The sequence below is a fragment of the Caballeronia sp. dw_19 genome, from assembly GCF_018449515.1.
Classification (GTDB): Bacteria; Pseudomonadota; Gammaproteobacteria; order Burkholderiales; family Burkholderiaceae; genus Caballeronia.
This window is the reverse complement of sequence record NZ_JAAVUQ010000029.1, coordinates 84,733-100,262: the sequence shown is the minus strand read 5'-3', so window position 1 is coordinate 100,262 and position 15,530 is coordinate 84,733. Positions and strand designations below refer to the sequence as shown.

At 61.6% G+C, this 15,530-nt stretch carries 15 protein-coding genes and 1 pseudogene; 10 read left to right on the top strand and 6 right to left on the bottom strand.

Annotation, left to right across the window (positions count from 1 at the left end; translation table 11 throughout):
- The first annotated feature begins 144 nt into the window (after positions 1–144).
- The 3 genes from HB376_RS29785 (at position 145) to serC (ending at position 4,630) form a co-directional block, all read left to right on the top strand.
- On the top strand, positions 145–2,034 hold the full coding sequence (locus tag HB376_RS29785) for a DUF3857 and transglutaminase domain-containing protein (protein WP_213767269.1): 1,890 nt from the start codon (positions 145–147) through the stop codon (positions 2,032–2,034).
- A gap of 130 nt (positions 2,035–2,164) precedes the next feature.
- Positions 2,165–3,538, top strand: a complete 1,374-nt coding sequence (locus HB376_RS29780; RefSeq protein WP_213767268.1) for a hypothetical protein — start codon at positions 2,165–2,167, stop codon at positions 3,536–3,538.
- Positions 3,539–4,630, top strand: coding sequence for a 3-phosphoserine/phosphohydroxythreonine transaminase (serC, locus tag HB376_RS29775; protein WP_213767267.1), 1,092 nt, complete (start codon positions 3,539–3,541; stop codon positions 4,628–4,630).
- A gap of 196 nt (positions 4,631–4,826) precedes the next feature.
- Here serC and HB376_RS29770 read toward each other — a convergent pair whose 3' ends face one another.
- The 3 genes from HB376_RS29770 to HB376_RS29760 form a co-directional block, all read right to left on the bottom strand.
- On the bottom strand, positions 4,827–5,933 hold the full coding sequence (locus HB376_RS29770) for a histidine kinase (RefSeq protein ID WP_213767266.1): 1,107 nt from the start codon (positions 5,931–5,933) through the stop codon (positions 4,827–4,829).
- Between the two features lie 28 nt (positions 5,934–5,961).
- Positions 5,962–6,243 carry a hypothetical protein gene (locus HB376_RS29765; protein WP_213767265.1) on the bottom strand — a complete coding sequence of 94 codons (282 nt, stop codon included), beginning with the start codon at positions 6,241–6,243 and terminating at the stop codon, positions 5,962–5,964.
- Positions 6,244–6,331: 88 nt separating this feature from the next.
- Positions 6,332–6,844: a DUF6622 family protein gene (locus HB376_RS29760; protein WP_213767264.1), complete on the bottom strand. Its 513-nt coding sequence runs from the start codon at positions 6,842–6,844 to the stop codon at positions 6,332–6,334.
- Positions 6,845–7,217: 373 nt separating this feature from the next.
- Between HB376_RS29760 and HB376_RS29755 the strand changes: the two genes are divergently transcribed.
- The gene (locus HB376_RS29755; protein WP_213767263.1) at positions 7,218–7,499 is read left to right on the top strand and encodes a hypothetical protein; all 282 of its coding nucleotides are present in this window, start codon (positions 7,218–7,220) and stop codon (positions 7,497–7,499) included.
- 38 nt (positions 7,500–7,537) lie between these two features.
- The gene (locus tag HB376_RS29750) at positions 7,538–7,942 is read left to right on the top strand and encodes a DUF2471 domain-containing protein (protein ID WP_213767262.1); all 405 of its coding nucleotides are present in this window, start codon (positions 7,538–7,540) and stop codon (positions 7,940–7,942) included.
- Positions 7,943–8,150: 208 nt separating this feature from the next.
- Here HB376_RS29750 and HB376_RS41290 read toward each other — a convergent pair.
- The 3 genes and pseudogenes from HB376_RS41290 to xseA all read right to left on the bottom strand — a co-directional run.
- Positions 8,151–8,288 (bottom strand): annotated as a pseudogene (locus tag HB376_RS41290) (integrase); the annotation flags it as partial.
- A 127-nt stretch (positions 8,289–8,415) separates the two neighbouring features.
- Positions 8,416–8,997, bottom strand: a complete 582-nt coding sequence (locus HB376_RS29745) for a Fe-Mn family superoxide dismutase (protein WP_213767261.1) — start codon at positions 8,995–8,997, stop codon at positions 8,416–8,418.
- A 266-nt stretch (positions 8,998–9,263) separates the two neighbouring features.
- Complete coding sequence (gene xseA / locus HB376_RS29740) at positions 9,264–10,634, bottom strand: exodeoxyribonuclease VII large subunit (RefSeq protein ID WP_213767260.1); 1,371 nt, start codon at positions 10,632–10,634, stop codon at positions 9,264–9,266.
- Positions 10,635–11,360: 726 nt separating this feature from the next.
- Between xseA and lpxK the strand changes: the two genes are divergently transcribed.
- The 5 genes from lpxK (at position 11,361) to HB376_RS29715 (ending at position 15,522) form a co-directional block, all read left to right on the top strand.
- Positions 11,361–12,377, top strand: coding sequence for a tetraacyldisaccharide 4'-kinase (gene lpxK, locus HB376_RS29735; RefSeq protein ID WP_213767259.1), 1,017 nt, complete (start codon positions 11,361–11,363; stop codon positions 12,375–12,377).
- Positions 12,358–12,564 carry a Trm112 family protein gene (locus HB376_RS29730; protein WP_089166407.1) on the top strand — a complete coding sequence of 69 codons (207 nt, stop codon included), beginning with the start codon at positions 12,358–12,360 and terminating at the stop codon, positions 12,562–12,564. Before lpxK ends, HB376_RS29730 begins: the two co-directional genes overlap by 20 nt.
- A gap of 7 nt (positions 12,565–12,571) precedes the next feature.
- Positions 12,572–13,381, top strand: a complete 810-nt coding sequence (gene kdsB / locus HB376_RS29725) for a 3-deoxy-manno-octulosonate cytidylyltransferase (RefSeq protein WP_213767258.1) — start codon at positions 12,572–12,574, stop codon at positions 13,379–13,381.
- 567 nt (positions 13,382–13,948) lie between these two features.
- Positions 13,949–14,611, top strand: a complete 663-nt coding sequence (adk, locus tag HB376_RS29720) for an adenylate kinase (RefSeq protein ID WP_213767257.1) — start codon at positions 13,949–13,951, stop codon at positions 14,609–14,611.
- A gap of 152 nt (positions 14,612–14,763) precedes the next feature.
- On the top strand, positions 14,764–15,522 hold the full coding sequence (locus tag HB376_RS29715) for a 3-hydroxyacyl-CoA dehydrogenase (RefSeq protein WP_213767256.1): 759 nt from the start codon (positions 14,764–14,766) through the stop codon (positions 15,520–15,522).
- The last annotated feature ends 8 nt before the right edge of the window (positions 15,523–15,530 follow it).

The following is a 15,530-nucleotide window of genomic DNA, read 5'->3' as shown; positions in this document are numbered from 1 at the left end:
CAGTGGCTAATAGTGATAAAGAGAAAATCCGACTCTCGCAGACCGCTAACGCTGAAAGCACCACCCCGGCATAGACCCCAACCACTAACCCACGACTACCTGCGCTACGATAACCCGTTGAACCTGCAAGCAAAACCACCCTCCATGAATCCTCGATCGCTGGATGTAAAACGCTTACTGCTGGCTGCGTCGTTGGCATGGTTAGGATCGCAGTCGGCATTCGCCATAGACACCATCGAAACCGCGCAGCCGTCCACCCTTGTCAGCGACATCCACACCTTCGTGGTAGCGAAAGACGGCTCCTTGACCGAAGACGACGAAACCACTTTGCGCGCAAACACGCCAGCGGGTATCGGCGACATCGCACAACGCTACATCTGGTTCGACAAATCTACGTCAACCATCGACATAAGCGATGCCTACTCGCTCGGCCCCGACGGCATCAAACACATCGTCGCGCCCGACCAGATCCGCGAGATCCAGGAGCCGCGTTCGGCGGGCGCTCCCACGTTCGAGGACGCTCGCCTGAAAGCGGTGGTCTTTCCAGGGGTGAGCGCGGGATCGATCGTGCATCTGCGGTTTCATAAGACCCAGTCGAAGCCGGTCATCGCCGGGCAGTTCGATTATTTCGTCGAACCGGAGCGTGGCCCGGTGGAAAACCAGCGCCTGATCTTCGACCTGCCCGCCGACAAACCTCTTTATGCCGATGCCCGCGGTTACATAGCCCTGCCGCCCGTAACCCAGGGCGGCCGCACGCGTTACGAATTCGACTACAGCCGGGCTCATTACGATCGGGTGGAAGCGGGCTCGGTCGGTTATGCGCAGTACGGCGACCGGCTGATGGTGTCGACGTTTCCCGACTACCGGAGCTTTGCCGCGAGCTATCGGGACGCCGCCGTCGATCCGAGCGTGGACGATCCGGCCGTGCGTGCCCTCGCACAATCGCTCACGCGCGACGAAACCGATCCACGCACCAAAGCGGCCACGCTTTACGACTGGGTACGCCACAACATCCGCTACGTGTCGCTGTTCCTGGGGCAGAGTCCCGCCATCCCCCACCGGGCTGCCAATATCCTCGCCAACCGCTATGGCGACTGCAAGGACTATGTGGCGCTCTACGGCGCGTTGCTGGCTGCAGTGGGTATCGAGAACGAGCCGGCCTTGATCAGCCTCGGCTCGGTCTATACGCTGCCGTCCGTCCCGGGCTATGGCGGCAGCGCGATCAATCACGTCATTACGTGGCTGCCGGGGCTGGGACTGTATGCCGACTCGACGGCCTTGAGTATCGAATTCGGCGCTCTGCCGCTCGCGGACATGGACCGTCCAACGCTGCTGGTCGGCGACGGCACGCTGTCACGAACGCCCGCTACCGAGCCGCTGTCCCGCACGGCACGCTTGCAGATCGAGGTAACGCCCGACGGCTCGGCCGCGTTCGCCGATCAGGTGGAAGACGCCGGATGGAGCACCGGGCCGCAGCGGGCGAACTTGGCGCACGCGACCGCCGAGCGCCGCAAGCAGATCGCAGATGCCCGCCTTCGGGCGACAGGCCTTCGCGGTGTCGCGACGCTGAGCGCCAGCGACCTGGACGCAAGCAACGGCCCGCTGACCACCACCATCAACGGAACGCTCGACAATGTCGTCTGGCCCACCGGCACGACTGCCCTGCCCGCGCTGACGAGCCTGTCCGGCGGAATCGCCACGCAGGTTGAGAACCTGCTCGCCGAGCGCGTGCGAACCCAGCCATTCATGTGTACCGGAGGCGCGTTCGATGAAATCGCGCAAGTCACCTTGCCGAAGACGGTTCGAGTCACCGATGTGCCAACCGACGCGAATTTCACGAACGCGTTTTTCGATTATTCATCGCGTTATGTCTTCGATCCCGCGACGAACCTGTTTCAGGCAGAGCGTCATCTGAAAGCGAACTTCGGCAAGCAGGTTTGCACGCCCGCAGATTTCGCCGCCATGCAACCGGTGTTGAAGCGAATCGAACGGGACACGGATGCCCAGATCATCGTCAAGGCGATGGAGCCGTGATGGAGCGCGTTCAAATCGACGCGTAAGCTTTTGTAATGACGGCATGCGTGGCTGTAACCGGAATGTCGGGCGAGGCCGTTATGCTGCGAAACCCGCATTGATGGAGCGACCCGATGCGCACGGCCAGGCCATGATGACCCAAGAATCCGACGACACCCCCAAGCATTCGCCCGCGCCGATTGATCGTTTGAGCGCGATCATGTCGCGAGATCCATCGGTTCACCGCACGCTCGCCGATGCATGCCGCCACGCCGGCGATGAACTCGGCGCGCTGGCCCATCTGATCGCAGCGCATACCCTCGACGCGTACGCGAGCGGCTCGCCGGACGCCCGCACGAACGGCCTGTGCGACGTCGCCACGGGCTATTTCATGAAAGGTGATCACGCTATCGCCGCGCACTGGTACCAGCTCGTGCTGACGCTCGATCCGAACGTCGCCGTTGCGTGCCAGAACCTTGCCGCTATCTACGCGAGTGAGGGAAACACGGCGCTTGCCGACGTTTATCGCGAGCGCGCTTATGGAATCCAGCGGGTTTTTATCGAAGAGACGCCGGGCTGGACTCGTTCCGTCCTGATCCTGTGCGCGGGTAAAAGGACAGGTAATGTGCCGTTCGACGCGTTGTTGCCGGGCACCAGGAACCGTCGTATCAAGTACGCAATCGACTACGCCGCCGATGACGAAGACGCTCAACTCCCCGCCTTCGATCTCGTGTTCAACGCAATCGGCGATCCGGATATTGCCGCGCCGCTTGAAGGGAGGCTCGCGCGTTTCGAGGCGCAGTGTTCGCGCCCATTGCTCAATCCGAACTCGGCAATCACTCCGACCTCGCGGCATAGGCTGGCCGCGCTGCTTGATGGCCTTGATGACGTACAGACCGCGCCGTGCTTGCGATACGAAGTAGAGAGCGAAGCACGGGACCTTGGAGCACTCACTTCGCTACTCGCCGATCATGCCGTCACATTTCCACTACTAGCCCGCCCCGTTGCCGCTCACGGTGGTGACGGCCTGGTTCTGTGCGACACAATCGAAACGCTTGAAAGCCGGTTATCGACGCAAGAAGGCGCCCAGTACCTGACGGCGTTTCGCGATTGCCAGTCGGTCGATGGCTTCTACCGCAAGTACCGCGTGATCTACGTCGACCGCCAGCCACTTCCCTATCATCTCGTGATCTCGCCGCACTGGATCGCGCATTATTTTTCCGCCGAAATGGAGAGCCACGCGTGGAAGCTCGACGAGGAACTGCTCTTCCTGCAAAACCCGCGCGCGGCACTCGGCGAGCGCGCAATGGACGCCATTGCGGCTATCGGCCAGCGGCTCGATCTGGACTACGGCGGTATCGATTTCACGCTTCTGCCTGACGGCCAGGTCTTCGTGTTCGAAGCCAACGCGACCATGCTCGCGCACTACGAGCGCGATAGCGGCGTGCTCGCTCACAAGAACCAACATGTGCAACATATCGTCGATGCGTTCGAGCAGATGCTGGCGCACCGGACGGCGGGCTGAATGAACAAGACCATGAACTTCTCCGGCGGACCGGGTGCGTTACCTGCGTCGGTGCTGCGCGAAACGAGCGTTGCCATCGACGGGTTGCCCGAGACGGGTCTGTCGGTGCTGGGAATGAGCCATCGATCCGACTGGTTCCGCGCAGTCCTCGATGAAGCCGAGCGCAACCTGCGCGTTCTGCTCAACATTCCCGGCAACTACCACGTGCTGTTCATGCAGGGCGGCAGCAGCCTGCAGTTCTCCATGCTGCCGATGAACTTCCTGCGCCGTAGCGGCAAGCATGCCGAGTACATTGTGTCGGGTTACTGGAGCGCCAAGGCGCCGGTCGAAGCGCTGCATGAAGGAGATACCCGTGTGGTGTGGGACGGCGGCGCGGAGGGGTATCGCCGCTTGCCTGCGCCGGATGAACTACAGCTTGCACCGGACGCGGCCTACCTGCATTACGTGTCCAACGAAACGGTCGAGGGGCTGGAATTTACGGACATTCCAGGCCTGCGTGAGGTGCCGCTGGTCTGCGACATGTCCTCCAATCTGCTGGCGGCGCCGCTCGATATCGACCGTTACGCGATGATCTATGCGCATGCGCAGAAGAACCTCGGGCCGGCCGGTGTCACCCTGGTGATCCTGCGCGATGAATTCGCTCAACGGGCGACCCATGCGTTGCCGACCTTGCTTGATTATCGGACGCATATTCAAGCGCGTTCGCTGTACAACACGCCGCCTGTGTTTGCCATCTATGTATTGATGCTGGTGACACGCTGGCTGCGCGATGAAATAGGCGGTGTGGAAAACATGGCGGCGATCAACCGCGCCAAATCGGAGCGGCTGTATCGTGCGCTCGATGCCGAGCCGGATTTCTATCGCGTGCATGGCGAGCGCGCTTGCCGGTCGACCATGAACGTCGCCTTCCGTCTTCCGGATGCAGCCACGGAAGCTCAGTTTCTCGATGACGCCCGCCGCGAAGGCTTGCATGGCCTGGAAGGACATCGATCGATCGGCGGCCTGCGGGCTTCGCTATATAACGCGGTGACGCCCGAAGCGGTGGCGGTGTTGTCGGAGTGGCTGGGCGAGTTTCGTCGGCTGCGGGGTTAGGCGGCACGGGTTCAATTGACCGGGGTTGTCTCGGTCGTCCACGCTCGTCATGCGGCGCCGAACAGCCAGTCGCGAAAGACCGCGAGTTCCCGGTCGTCCGATGCATCCCGCAAAGCTTCGACTTCGGCAATCAGCACGGTGGCTTTTCTGACCAGCACCGAATGTTCAGCGGACGGAATCAACTGAGCGGACGGGATCAAGATACCGGAAGGCGCACGATAGCGAGGGTACCGCCCTCGTCATCGCTTGCGGAAATGAGTTCAAGCGAAGCGGTTTTACCGTACAGCGCAGCAAGCCGATCACGAACCTGCTGGATGCCGAAACGGCTGCCAGCAGGCGGTAAAACACCAAGGCCTTCACCACCCCGACCGTCGATACCCGCCCCCGTATCGCGGACGCTAAGCACGAGCGTGCTGCCTTCGCGCTGCGCACTCACCCTGATCCAGCCGCCTGCAACCTTGGGTTCAAGTCCATGCTTGATGGCATTTTCGACCAAAGGTTGCAGCAGTAGCGGCGGCACCGACAACCTTGCGAGGTCATCGGGTAAATCGAGCCGCGTGCTCAGGCGGTTTCCCATGCGGGTCTGCATCAGCTCGAGATAATCGCCAATACGCGCAAACTCCGCGGACAACGAATGTGATCCCAATCCCGAGCGGGAGGCGTCAAGCGTCGCGCGCAGAAACGCAATCAGCCGGTCGAGCATGGCCTGGGCGCGCGGCGGGTCTTGCGCGATCAGCACGCGCAGGTTGGCCAGCGTATTGAACAGCATGTGCGGTTCGAGTTGCGACTCCAGCAGCTTGAGCTGGTTTTCGGCGGCACTTCGCAGCGCGGTCTCGGTACGTGTTTCCATCTCGGCCATCCGGCCTCGGGCATAAAAGAAATACGTGATGCCCAGCGACAACACAAACACACCGGTCATGCTCAGCAGCATCGCCCGCGGATTGTTCGTGATCGTGGCCGGCGCGTGCTGCACGCCGGTCAGCCAATCACCGAGCATGTGCGCGACGACGTAGCCCACTACACCCGACACAACGACCCATGGAGCCATCAATTCCCAGCCGGGCCAGTTGCGCCGGGCCCCTTGGTTATCGGGGGAGCGCTTGCGAATCAGGGAGGCGAGGCCATAGCGGCCCGCCTCGATCAAGCTCTGGATAAACAGCGTGCTGCAAAGCGAATAGATCAGGTTGCTGGCGAACGAATCGCGATACATCGCGTAGAAAAATACGGTGCTCGCCGCCGACACCAGGATAAATATCCGCAGTTCGCGCAATAGCTGTTTCAGGATGTGACGAGCGTGGCGCATGCGGTGGGCGTTGATGATGTGCGGTTATTCAGACGCGGCTGGAGCCCACTGGTTGTTCGGCAGCCCGTGTATGCGCATGCAGCTCGGCAGTCTTGTTGTCATCGCCGTGTGGCGCCCAGTTGAAAGGCTTGAACAAGTATCCGACGATCGCGGATACATTGCGCGCGCGGCCCAGATCACGCAGCGGATCGACCCATTGCGCGGATTCTACGCGGTGCGGGTTGTGGCGGGTGATCGGATGCGCCAGCCTATGGCGGCCAAGCAGATCGTCGTGATCCCAGCGCGGCATGGTCGCCGATTGGACAGTCATGCAAAGAAGCTGGCGCAAGGCATACAGTGCGCTTAGCCGCTTGGTAAGCCGCTTACCAAGCCGCCCAACAGGCCGACAAACCAGCCGCTCAATACACCATGCCGGACGGCTGCGCCTGCCGGCTGGCGCGCCACATTGCGAAACCGCGCGCGAGGAAGATGCCGCTGAACGCACCATACGCAAAGCTCACCGAACCCGCGAACAGCCCGTCGACACTTAGATCGGGATGAATCGCCAGCGCGACGTTAGCGCCGAACCGGATGATGAACAGGCCGAGCATCAGCGTCAGCGGGACCCAGCTTCCAGGCACGAGCAGACGCTGCTCGGCAGCAAGCCAGCGAGCCTTGCTGCCTATACCGGCAGCGTGGGACATTGCAAACGCCGCGAGCATCGCCGCCGCCCACGCGGCCAGCGCGACGGGCTGCGCGGCGAAGACGGACACGACGCCGTAAAGAGAAAGCGCAGTCATCGCGACGGGAATCGCCGTGGCGGCGCGCAGCGTCCTCTGTTGCGGCTGCATTTGCGAGACGCCGAGGGAAATCAAGGCCGCAAGCAGCCACCAGACCCAGTGCGGTGTGTGCTGAAGAATGCTGATGAGCATGATGATCGTCCTTATCCGTAGAGGAGATTTCGATGATGCTCATGGTCGGCGCTCACCTCGCGCGTCGCCATCGGTTTGCGACGGGATGACATCTTGCGTCGCGAAACGCTTGGAGCGCGTCGCGAGTGGTATGTGTGCAGATCGCACGAATCGCCAATTGGCGGCAGGACAAAGGCCTGCAAATGACAACGGCCGACCGGGCATAAGCCAGGCGGGCCGTCTTTTTGAACCGTCCTTAAACCGATGAAACACGGCCAAGGCTGATCCGGCAAACCCGGGCTTTCCGTCAAGGCCAAACATCCTGCGAATTGATTTGCATCTTGGTCAAATACTGTATAAATTAACAGTACTGTATTTTTATACAGGATCAGTTATGGACCAGCTCATCCGCATCTTGAACGACGGTGACCGCGAAACGCTTGCATGGTTGCGCAAGCATGTCGGAGACGTGCGCGTGGCTGCTGCTGCGCGACATCTGGGAGGCAATGGCAAACCGTACGTGTCCGCGGTGTGCCGCTATCTCAGCGTACGTCCACCAACGCCTCATCAGCATAGCCGGCCTGTTGAAGACTGCACTATTGGCGACAACTATCTTGCCCAGATCCGCCAGTTGTTGACACAGCGAAACCAAGCGTTGGCGAAGCATCAAGTTTGATGCTGCGAGTTGCCGCGAGTCCTCAGGAAAATAACAGCATGATTAACGACTCAGCCCTTGATAGGGATGTCCAGGACACCAATCCTGTCGCCCTCGAACGCGCACTGCGTAGCGCGTCGCTCGACCTCCAGCAGGTCATTGCCACAATCGCAGGTCGTCACCTCGACAGTGGCCGTCGCCGTTATTCAAGTGGCGCGCGAGTGCCGACCTGGCGCACGCTGCTGACAATCGACGAACAGGTCTTTGAGAATCGGGGCTTCACGGCGAAGCACAACGAGACAATACGCTCGACGTTTGTCCGGTTTGGCGACAGTCGTTTGTCCGGGATGGATCTCGACGAACCCGTCGACTGGCGACGTGACGACGACAACTTGCCAGCCGTGTACCTGCTCGTGCGCGAACTGGTACAGGCCGACGCTGCCGATGTGGCCACTCAGGATTAGTGTGCCGGCAGCGCATTCGAATCTGGCCGTCTGAATCGTCCATTGACGTGGAGCGCTAAGCCTCATCGTCCGCCATTCGGGAGTCTGACCCATTGCCAAGGCGCGGCTAGCGGCGCAACGCTGTGCCCGCTATAAACGATCCAGTCACCGCTCGATAATGACGGAAAGTGGCCGGACAGCGACCGATTACAGTCCGGCCGACCGCGGCTCAAACCTCGGTCTGTTCTGCCATTTCGAGCGCATCGTCGAATTCAGTGCCGAGGTATCGCTCTGTACTTGCCAATTTCGTATGACCGAATAACAGCGGTACCGCCCGCAGGTTTTTTGTCCGGCGGTAGATCAGAGAAAGGCTCAAAAAAGCCCTCGCATGGAGGGCTTTCTTTGCCTACGGCGTCAAAAGTTTATTGCAGCGCGTCTTAACGCGTGTCCAAACTTTATTGCCGTTTCCAAAGTTTAGTGTCGCGAAACAAACCTCAAGCGCCGAAATTCTTCGACGCAAAGTCCCAGTTCGCAATGTTCCAGTACGCTTCAATGAACTTCGGGCGCGCATTGCGATAGTCGATGTAATACGCGTGTTCCCACACGTCGATGGTCAGCAACGCCTTCGCGTCGGTGGTCAGCGGCGTAGCGGCATTGCTTGTTGACACGATATCAAGCGAACCGTCCGTCTTCTTCACGAGCCACGTCCAGCCCGAACCGAACGTGCCGGTTGCGACCTTCGCGAACTCTTCCTTGAACTTGTCGAACGAGCCGTACTTGGCGTTGATTGCGTCGGCGAGTGCGCCGGCCGGAGCGCCGCCACCCTTGGGCGACAGGCTGTTCCAGAAGAACGTGTGGTTCCAGACCTGGGCTGCGTTGTTGAACACGCCGCCCGATGCCTTCTTGACGATTTCTTCAAGCGAGAGGTTTTCGAATTCGGTACCCGGAATCAGCTTGTTCAGGTTCGTCACATAGGTTTGGTGATGCTTGCCATAGTGATACTCAAGCGTTTCTTCCGACATGTTCGGGACGAGTGCGTTCTTGTCGAACGGCAACGGCGGGAGGGTATGTTCCATGGTGCGAGCTTCCTTCTATGATGATTATGGGGGACGTGAGGAGTGAAGCAATGGAGCACTCGATTGTAGGCGAGTTGGGATAACCCCGCAAATTGCGGGTTTTTATGAGCAGTATCGATTACGAAGCTTTAACAGCGGCGTAAAAAATGCTCGAACGTTCCTTCTAAGCCGTCAAAAATACGGGCTTTCAAGTGCCCGTGCGGGTCTTGTAAAAACGCATGTGCGCACCGTATCAAAGCAGCATCCGATACACACCGCCGCCGGCGTCAGAATTCATCGGAGAGCCGGGGCTGGATATCGGCCAGCACGATATCCGCCGATCCTTCCGCCAGATGCACGGTCAACGGCCGTTTCGGCTTCAACGCGTTCGGCGCGCGCACGGCGCGTCCGGATTGCGTATCGATCAAAGCCGCATAGCCGCGCTCAAGCGTGCGTTGCGGGCTCAACACCTGCAACCTCGCCGATAACTCCGACACCCGAGCCTCTGCCCGTTCATGCCGGCGCCCTTGCGAAACACTCAGGCGTTGTGCGAGACGCATCAGATGTTCCCGCTCGGCGGCGAGATCAGGACGCCAGCGTTGCCAGCGCATCTGCACGAGCGCAAAACGGGCGCGGGCATCGCGAACCGGACGCGCGCCGGCCGATGCCAGCCGCACCGCGAGTTGCCGCAAGTGTGTGCGCTGACGTTCCAGCCGCTCGGCTGGACTGACCAGCCGGCGCGCCAGCCAGTCGAGTTGCTGCGCGCGCCGTTCCATCATCCGGCCGAAACCGCGCGCCAGCGCCGCATGCCGGTGATCGAGATCGCGCAGCAACAATACGCGCTGCGGACTGACGAGCTCGGCCGCTGCCGTGGGCGTAGGCGCGCGGACATCGGCGGCGAAATCGGCGATGGTGAAATCCGTCTCGTGGCCTACGCCGCTGACAACCGGCATCGCACTTTCGGCTATCGCGCGGGCGAGCACTTCCTCGTTGAACGCCCACAGATCTTCAATCGAACCGCCCCCGCGACATACGATCAACACATCGACCTCGCGACGTGCGCTGGCCTCATCGACCATCGCGGCGAGCTTCGCGGCCACGCCCGCGCCCTGCACCGGCGCCGGATACACGATCACCGGCACGTGCGGCGCGCGCCGCGAGAGCGTGGTGAGCACGTCGCGCAACGCCGCCGCCTGCAGCGACGTCACAATACCGATCGCGCGCGGATGCTGCGGCAGCGCACGCTTGCGCTCAGCCGCGAACAACCCCTCGGCTTCCAATTTCGCCTTCAGCTTCAAAAAGGCTTCATACAACCGCCCTTGGCCCGTGCGGCGCACCGCTTCCACGCCGAGTTGCAACTCGCCGCGCGGTTCATACATGGTGACGAGCCCGCGAACCTCGATCCGGTCGCCTTCGCGCGGCGTGAATTCGGCGTATTGCGCGCGGCCGCGGAACATCACGCAGCGCATCTGCGCCTGCGCGTCCTTGATCGAAAAGTACCAGTGACCGCTCGCCGCTTTCGTAAAATTCGACACTTCACCCGATACCCAGACCAGCGGGAACGAACGTTCGAGCATCGACCCGATTGCCCGGTTCAGCGCTGAAACGGGGATAACGGCATCGGCACTGCCGGATGAAGCGAAAGGATCAGAGCTCATCGAAGAAAAGGGTGGTCGGTTAAGGTTGAAAGCAAGGTTGAAAACAAGGCTGAAAATACGCTCGCCTGAAGGCGGACAAAGGGCCATTCCGGTAAGGCTGAACGGCCTATGAACAAGGCATGGACCATAGACCAATCAGCGTCCGTAGTGTAGCAAGTGTCCACAATGCACCAGTTTCCGAAAGCTAACAGGAACGCTTATGAAACAATGATGAACGCACTTTAAGTCATTGTTTTAACAATGTTTTCTATCTCCAAAACATGACAAAGCCGATGCAGGTCTTTCCTGGTGCCGATTTCAGGCCATCGGAGCCCAAGTTGTTCACAGAGTTATCCACAGGCGAATTGTGAAGAGTTCGTGGGCAAAATGACGCATGAAATCTACCTCGTTTTCAAGCTACGCCCGAGGATGTTTCCACGCAGCGCGGCGAGGCCTGGTTTTGCCCTTCGACTGGCGCCCCCGGCGATGCCGCGCTAGAGTGCCGGGTTCAAGGGCCGGCGCGACAATTGCCCTGCGTCGTCCAGCGACCGCTTACCATCTGCTTACCATCTGCCCAAATTCGTCTAATTCGTCTAATACGCTCATTCTGGAGATCCGCCCCGATGCAAAGGTGCCGGCCGTTATCACGAACATTGCCCTTCCCCTCGCCGTTACACCGTCCGCCGTTGCTGTCGTTCCAGGCGTGTGCATCGTTCGCTCGTGGAACGCCTGAATCCAGGGCGCGCCATGTCTGACTTCAAGCCGCCGATCGAAAACTTCTTCGCCCGCGAGTGGCGCAAGCGCGGCTGGGTCGCGTGGTCGCTGACGCCGTTCGCGTGCGTGTTCGGCCTGATCGCGGCCAGTCGCCGCGCCTTCTTCGTGCTCGGCTGGATCAAGCAAGTGGACGTGGGCGTGCCGGTTGTCGTGGTCGGCAACGTGACCGTGGGCGGCACCGGCAAGACGCCGACGGTCATCGCGATCGTCGAAGCATTGCGTGCCGCCGGCTTTCATCCGGGCGTCGTCTCGCGCGGTTACGGCGCGAAAATCCACGAAGCCACGCGGGTGACGCCCGACAGCCAACCCTCCGACGTCGGCGATGAACCCCTCCTGATCGCCCGCCGCACGCACGCGCCGGTGATGGTGTCGCCAGATCGCGTCGCGGCGGCACAGGCGTTGCTGAAGGCGAATCCATCGGTGGATGTGATCGTCAGCGATGACGGCCTGCAACATTACCGCCTCGCGCGGACGTTCGAACTCGTGGTCTTCGACGACCGTCTGGGCGGCAACGGTTTCCTGCTGCCGGCGGGGCCGCTGCGTGAATCGATGTCGCGGCACCGCGACGCCACGCTCATCAATCGCCCGTACGACCGCACGTTGCCGCCGTGGCCGAACACGTTTTCGCTGGACCTGGCCACGGGCGACGCCTGGCGCCTCGACGACCCCGCCGTGCGCCGTCCGCTCAGCGCGTTCAAGGGCGAACGGATCGCGGCGGCGGCGGGCATCGGCTCACCGGAACGCTTCTTTGCGTCGCTGCGCGCGGCCGGACTCGCGCCGGCCACGCGCGCGTTCCCGGACCACTACGATTATCGCGACAATCCGTTCGCCGGCATCGACGCCGATTCGATCCTGATCACCGAGAAGGATGCAGTAAAATTCGGGGCCTGGCGTGACGCGCGCATCTGGGTCGTTCCAGTGGAAGCCGTGCTCAGCCCCCGCCTCATCGCATTAGTTGTGGAGAAACTCCGTGGACGCACGACTGCTTGAAATCCTTGTCTGCCCTATTTGCAAGACCCAGCTCACGTATGACCGCGCGGCGCAGGAACTCATCTGCAACGTCGATAAACTCGCCTACCCCATCCGCGACGGCATCCCCATCATGCTGCCCGACGAAGCCCGCCAGACCGTGGAAGGCACGCCCGTCGAGCCGTTGAACCCTGCCGGCGGCAATTGAGGGTTTTATGAACGCACACGTTCCGGTCGCGCCGCCCTTCATCGCAGTCGTGCCCGCGCGGCTCGCGTCCACGCGGCTGCCGGACAAGCCGCTGGCGGATATCGGCGGCAAGCCGATGGTCGTGCGCGTCGCCGAGCGCGCGCGTTTATCGGGCGCGCTGCAAGTGCTGATCGCCACCGATTCCCCGCGCGTGGTCGACGTCGCGAAGGAACATGGTTTCGAAGCGCTGCTCACTCGCGCCGATCATCCGAATGGTACGGACCGGCTCGCCGAAGTCGCGACGCATTTCGGCTGGAGCGACGACACCATCGTGGTCAATGTGCAAGGCGACGAGCCCTTGATCGACCCGGCGCTCGTGCGCAACGTGGCGGCGCATCTTGCGGCGCACCCGTCATGCGCCATCGCGACCGCTGCGCATCCCATCCACGATCCGGCCGATGTCTTCAATCCGAACGTGGTGAAAGTCGTGCTGGATTCGAAGAGCGTCGCGCTGTATTTTTCGCGCGCGCCGATTCCGTGGTCGCGTGACGCGTGGCAGAAGGACTGGCCGAATGTCGCCGCGCTCGGCACGCGTCCGTCCGTTCCCGCCAATGTGTTGCGCCATATCGGCTTGTATGCGTATCGCGTGAAGTTCTTGCGGGTTTATCCCACGCTATCCGTGGCGCCGATCGAAGAAGCGGAGGCGCTCGAGCAACTGCGCGCGCTCTGGCACGGCGAGCGCATCGCAGTGCTGACGACGAACGACGCGCCGCCGCCGGGTGTCGATACCCCCGCTGATCTGGCCCGCGTCCGCGCGCTGTTTGGCGCGTCGGCATAACGGGGCGGGAATCGAGACGGGCTGCGAGACAGGAAGCGGCCGTTGACCGCGTTCCGGCCGCAGTCCACTTCCGGCGGGGCCTGCGGCGGATCGCTGCGCATAAGGCCACCAAGCCACACATAAGCCTCGCATAAGCCATGTTTATGCTGCAGCAACCCTTCCGGCAGTTCTACTGTCATTGCGCCGGACGTCTGCTGATCACGGGCATTTTCACCGCGCCCCGAAGCGCCAGCGTCCCGCGAAATCAGCTCGTTTGCACCTCGTCCTAGCGCTGTGCGTCCCTGTCGATCAACTCGCGTTAACCCCCGCTGCGCGCGACTTTCCGGGCTTTCCGGCCTCGGATTCGGGCCGCCATTGTGACGATGCATGGCATAATCGGCCGGTAGCGCGAGCCTTCCGGTCAGCGCCAACGCTCCTGAGCGCCCGTGTCGACTGGTGCCGCGCCGTCTCCCGAATTCGGCTCGTCGCGCCTCGTTTGCGGCTTCAACCGGGCGATGTGCCACAGCGACCGGATGCAAGAATAAGCCTCGCAGCGCAGCGGTTTCTATTCGATTCGGAGATATCACCATGCGTTTGATCCTGTTGGGCGCCCCCGGCGCCGGCAAGGGCACCCAGGCCACCTTCATCAAGGAAAAGTTCGGCATCCCGCAGATCTCGACGGGCGACATGCTGCGCGCCGCCGTGAAAGCGGGTTCACCGCTCGGCGTGGAAGCCAAACGCTTCATGGACGCCGGCGAACTCGTGTCGGACGAACTCATCATCAACCTCGTGAAAGAACGCCTGCAGGAACCAGACTGCGCGAACGGTTATCTCTTCGACGGTTTCCCGCGCACGCTTCCCCAAGCCGACGCCATGAAACAAGCCGGTGTTGCTATCGACTACGTGCTTGAGATCGACGTGCCGTTCGAGGACATCATCGAGCGCATGAGCGGGCGTCGCGTGCATGCGGCGTCGGGCCGTACTTATCACATCAAGTTCAATCCGCCCAAGCAGGAAGGAAAGGACGACGTCACCGGCGAGCCGCTGATCCAGCGCGATGACGACAAGGAAGAGACCGTGAAGAAGCGGCTCGACGTGTATGTCGCGCAGACCAAGCCGTTGATCGAGTACTACAACACGTGGTCCAAACATGGCGACAACAATGGCCTGAAGGCGCCGGAGTATCGGCGGATCTCGGGTCTTGGCGCCGTCGATGAAATCCGCACGCGCGTGTTCGATGCATTGACCTGATCGCCACTGAGCGCTCATACCCGGGCGCTCGGGGCACGCCTTCCGAAACCCGCTCGCGCTCCATCGGCCGAGCGGGTTTTTCGTTCTGAGCGATCCTCGGGACGAACGCGGAATCACGTTTTACGTATAACCCTCATCAAGGAGCACACAGCATGGACATCCAGGACAACGTTTTTCTCGTCACCGGCGGCGCATCGGGCCTCGGCGCGGCGACAGCCCAGCTTATCCGCGACCACGGCGGCAAGGTCGTGCTCGCCGACATGAACGAAGCCGCCGGCGAGAAACTGGCGAAGGAACTTGGCGGTGTGTTCGTGAAATGCGACGTGAGCCGCGAGGAAGACGGTCTTCGCGCCGTGGAAGCCGCGACGCAACTCGGCAGTTTGCGCGGACTGGTCAATTGCGCGGGAATCGCGCCGGCCGCGAAGACCGTGGGCAAGGATGGCCCGCATGCGCTCGACCTGTTCGCCAAGACTATCGGCGTGAATCTGATCGGCACGTTCAACATGATCCGGCTGGCAGCGGCTGCCATGTCGAAGAACGAACCGAATGCAGCGGGCGAACGGGGCGTGATCGTGAGCACGGCATCGGTGGCGGCTTACGATGGCCAGATCGGCCAGGCGGCTTATGCGGCATCGAAAGGCGGCGTGGTGGGTATGACGCTGCCGATCGCGCGTGATTTGTCGCGCAACGGCATTCGCGTGATGACGATTGCGCCGGGCATCTTCGAAACGCCGATGCTGCTCGGCATGCCGCAGGAAGTGCAGGATGCGCTCGGCGCGATGGTGCCGTTCCCCTCGCGTCTCGGCAAACCGAACGAGTACGCCATGCTGGTCAAGCAGATCTTCGACAACCCCATGCTCAACGGCGAAGTGATTCGCCTGGATGGCGCGATCCGGATGCAGCCGAAGTAAGTTTTGCG

Excerpts from the sequence above, each read along its gene's own strand:
- HB376_RS29750 (WP_213767262.1), top strand. The coding sequence starts at position 7,538 with ATGATTAACGACTCAGCCCTTGATAGGGATGTCCAGGACACCAATCCT.
- serC (WP_213767267.1), top strand. The coding sequence starts at position 3,539 with ATGAACAAGACCATGAACTTCTCCGGCGGACCGGGTGCGTTACCTGCG.
- xseA (WP_213767260.1), bottom strand. The coding sequence starts at position 10,634 with ATGAGCTCTGATCCTTTCGCTTCATCCGGCAGTGCCGATGCCGTTATC.
- adk (WP_213767257.1), top strand. The coding sequence starts at position 13,949 with ATGCGTTTGATCCTGTTGGGCGCCCCCGGCGCCGGCAAGGGCACCCAG.
- kdsB (WP_213767258.1), top strand. The coding sequence starts at position 12,572 with ATGAACGCACACGTTCCGGTCGCGCCGCCCTTCATCGCAGTCGTGCCC.
- HB376_RS29715 (WP_213767256.1), top strand. The coding sequence starts at position 14,764 with ATGGACATCCAGGACAACGTTTTTCTCGTCACCGGCGGCGCATCGGGC.
- HB376_RS29770 (WP_213767266.1), bottom strand. The coding sequence starts at position 5,933 with ATGCGCCACGCTCGTCACATCCTGAAACAGCTATTGCGCGAACTGCGG.
- HB376_RS29745 (WP_213767261.1), bottom strand. The coding sequence starts at position 8,997 with ATGGAACATACCCTCCCGCCGTTGCCGTTCGACAAGAACGCACTCGTC.
- HB376_RS29755 (WP_213767263.1), top strand. The coding sequence starts at position 7,218 with ATGGACCAGCTCATCCGCATCTTGAACGACGGTGACCGCGAAACGCTT.
- HB376_RS29785 (WP_213767269.1), top strand. The coding sequence starts at position 145 with ATGAATCCTCGATCGCTGGATGTAAAACGCTTACTGCTGGCTGCGTCG.
- HB376_RS29765 (WP_213767265.1), bottom strand. The coding sequence starts at position 6,243 with ATGACTGTCCAATCGGCGACCATGCCGCGCTGGGATCACGACGATCTG.
- lpxK (WP_213767259.1), top strand. The coding sequence starts at position 11,361 with ATGTCTGACTTCAAGCCGCCGATCGAAAACTTCTTCGCCCGCGAGTGG.
- HB376_RS29780 (WP_213767268.1), top strand. The coding sequence starts at position 2,165 with ATGATGACCCAAGAATCCGACGACACCCCCAAGCATTCGCCCGCGCCG.
- HB376_RS29760 (WP_213767264.1), bottom strand. The coding sequence starts at position 6,844 with ATGCTCATCAGCATTCTTCAGCACACACCGCACTGGGTCTGGTGGCTG.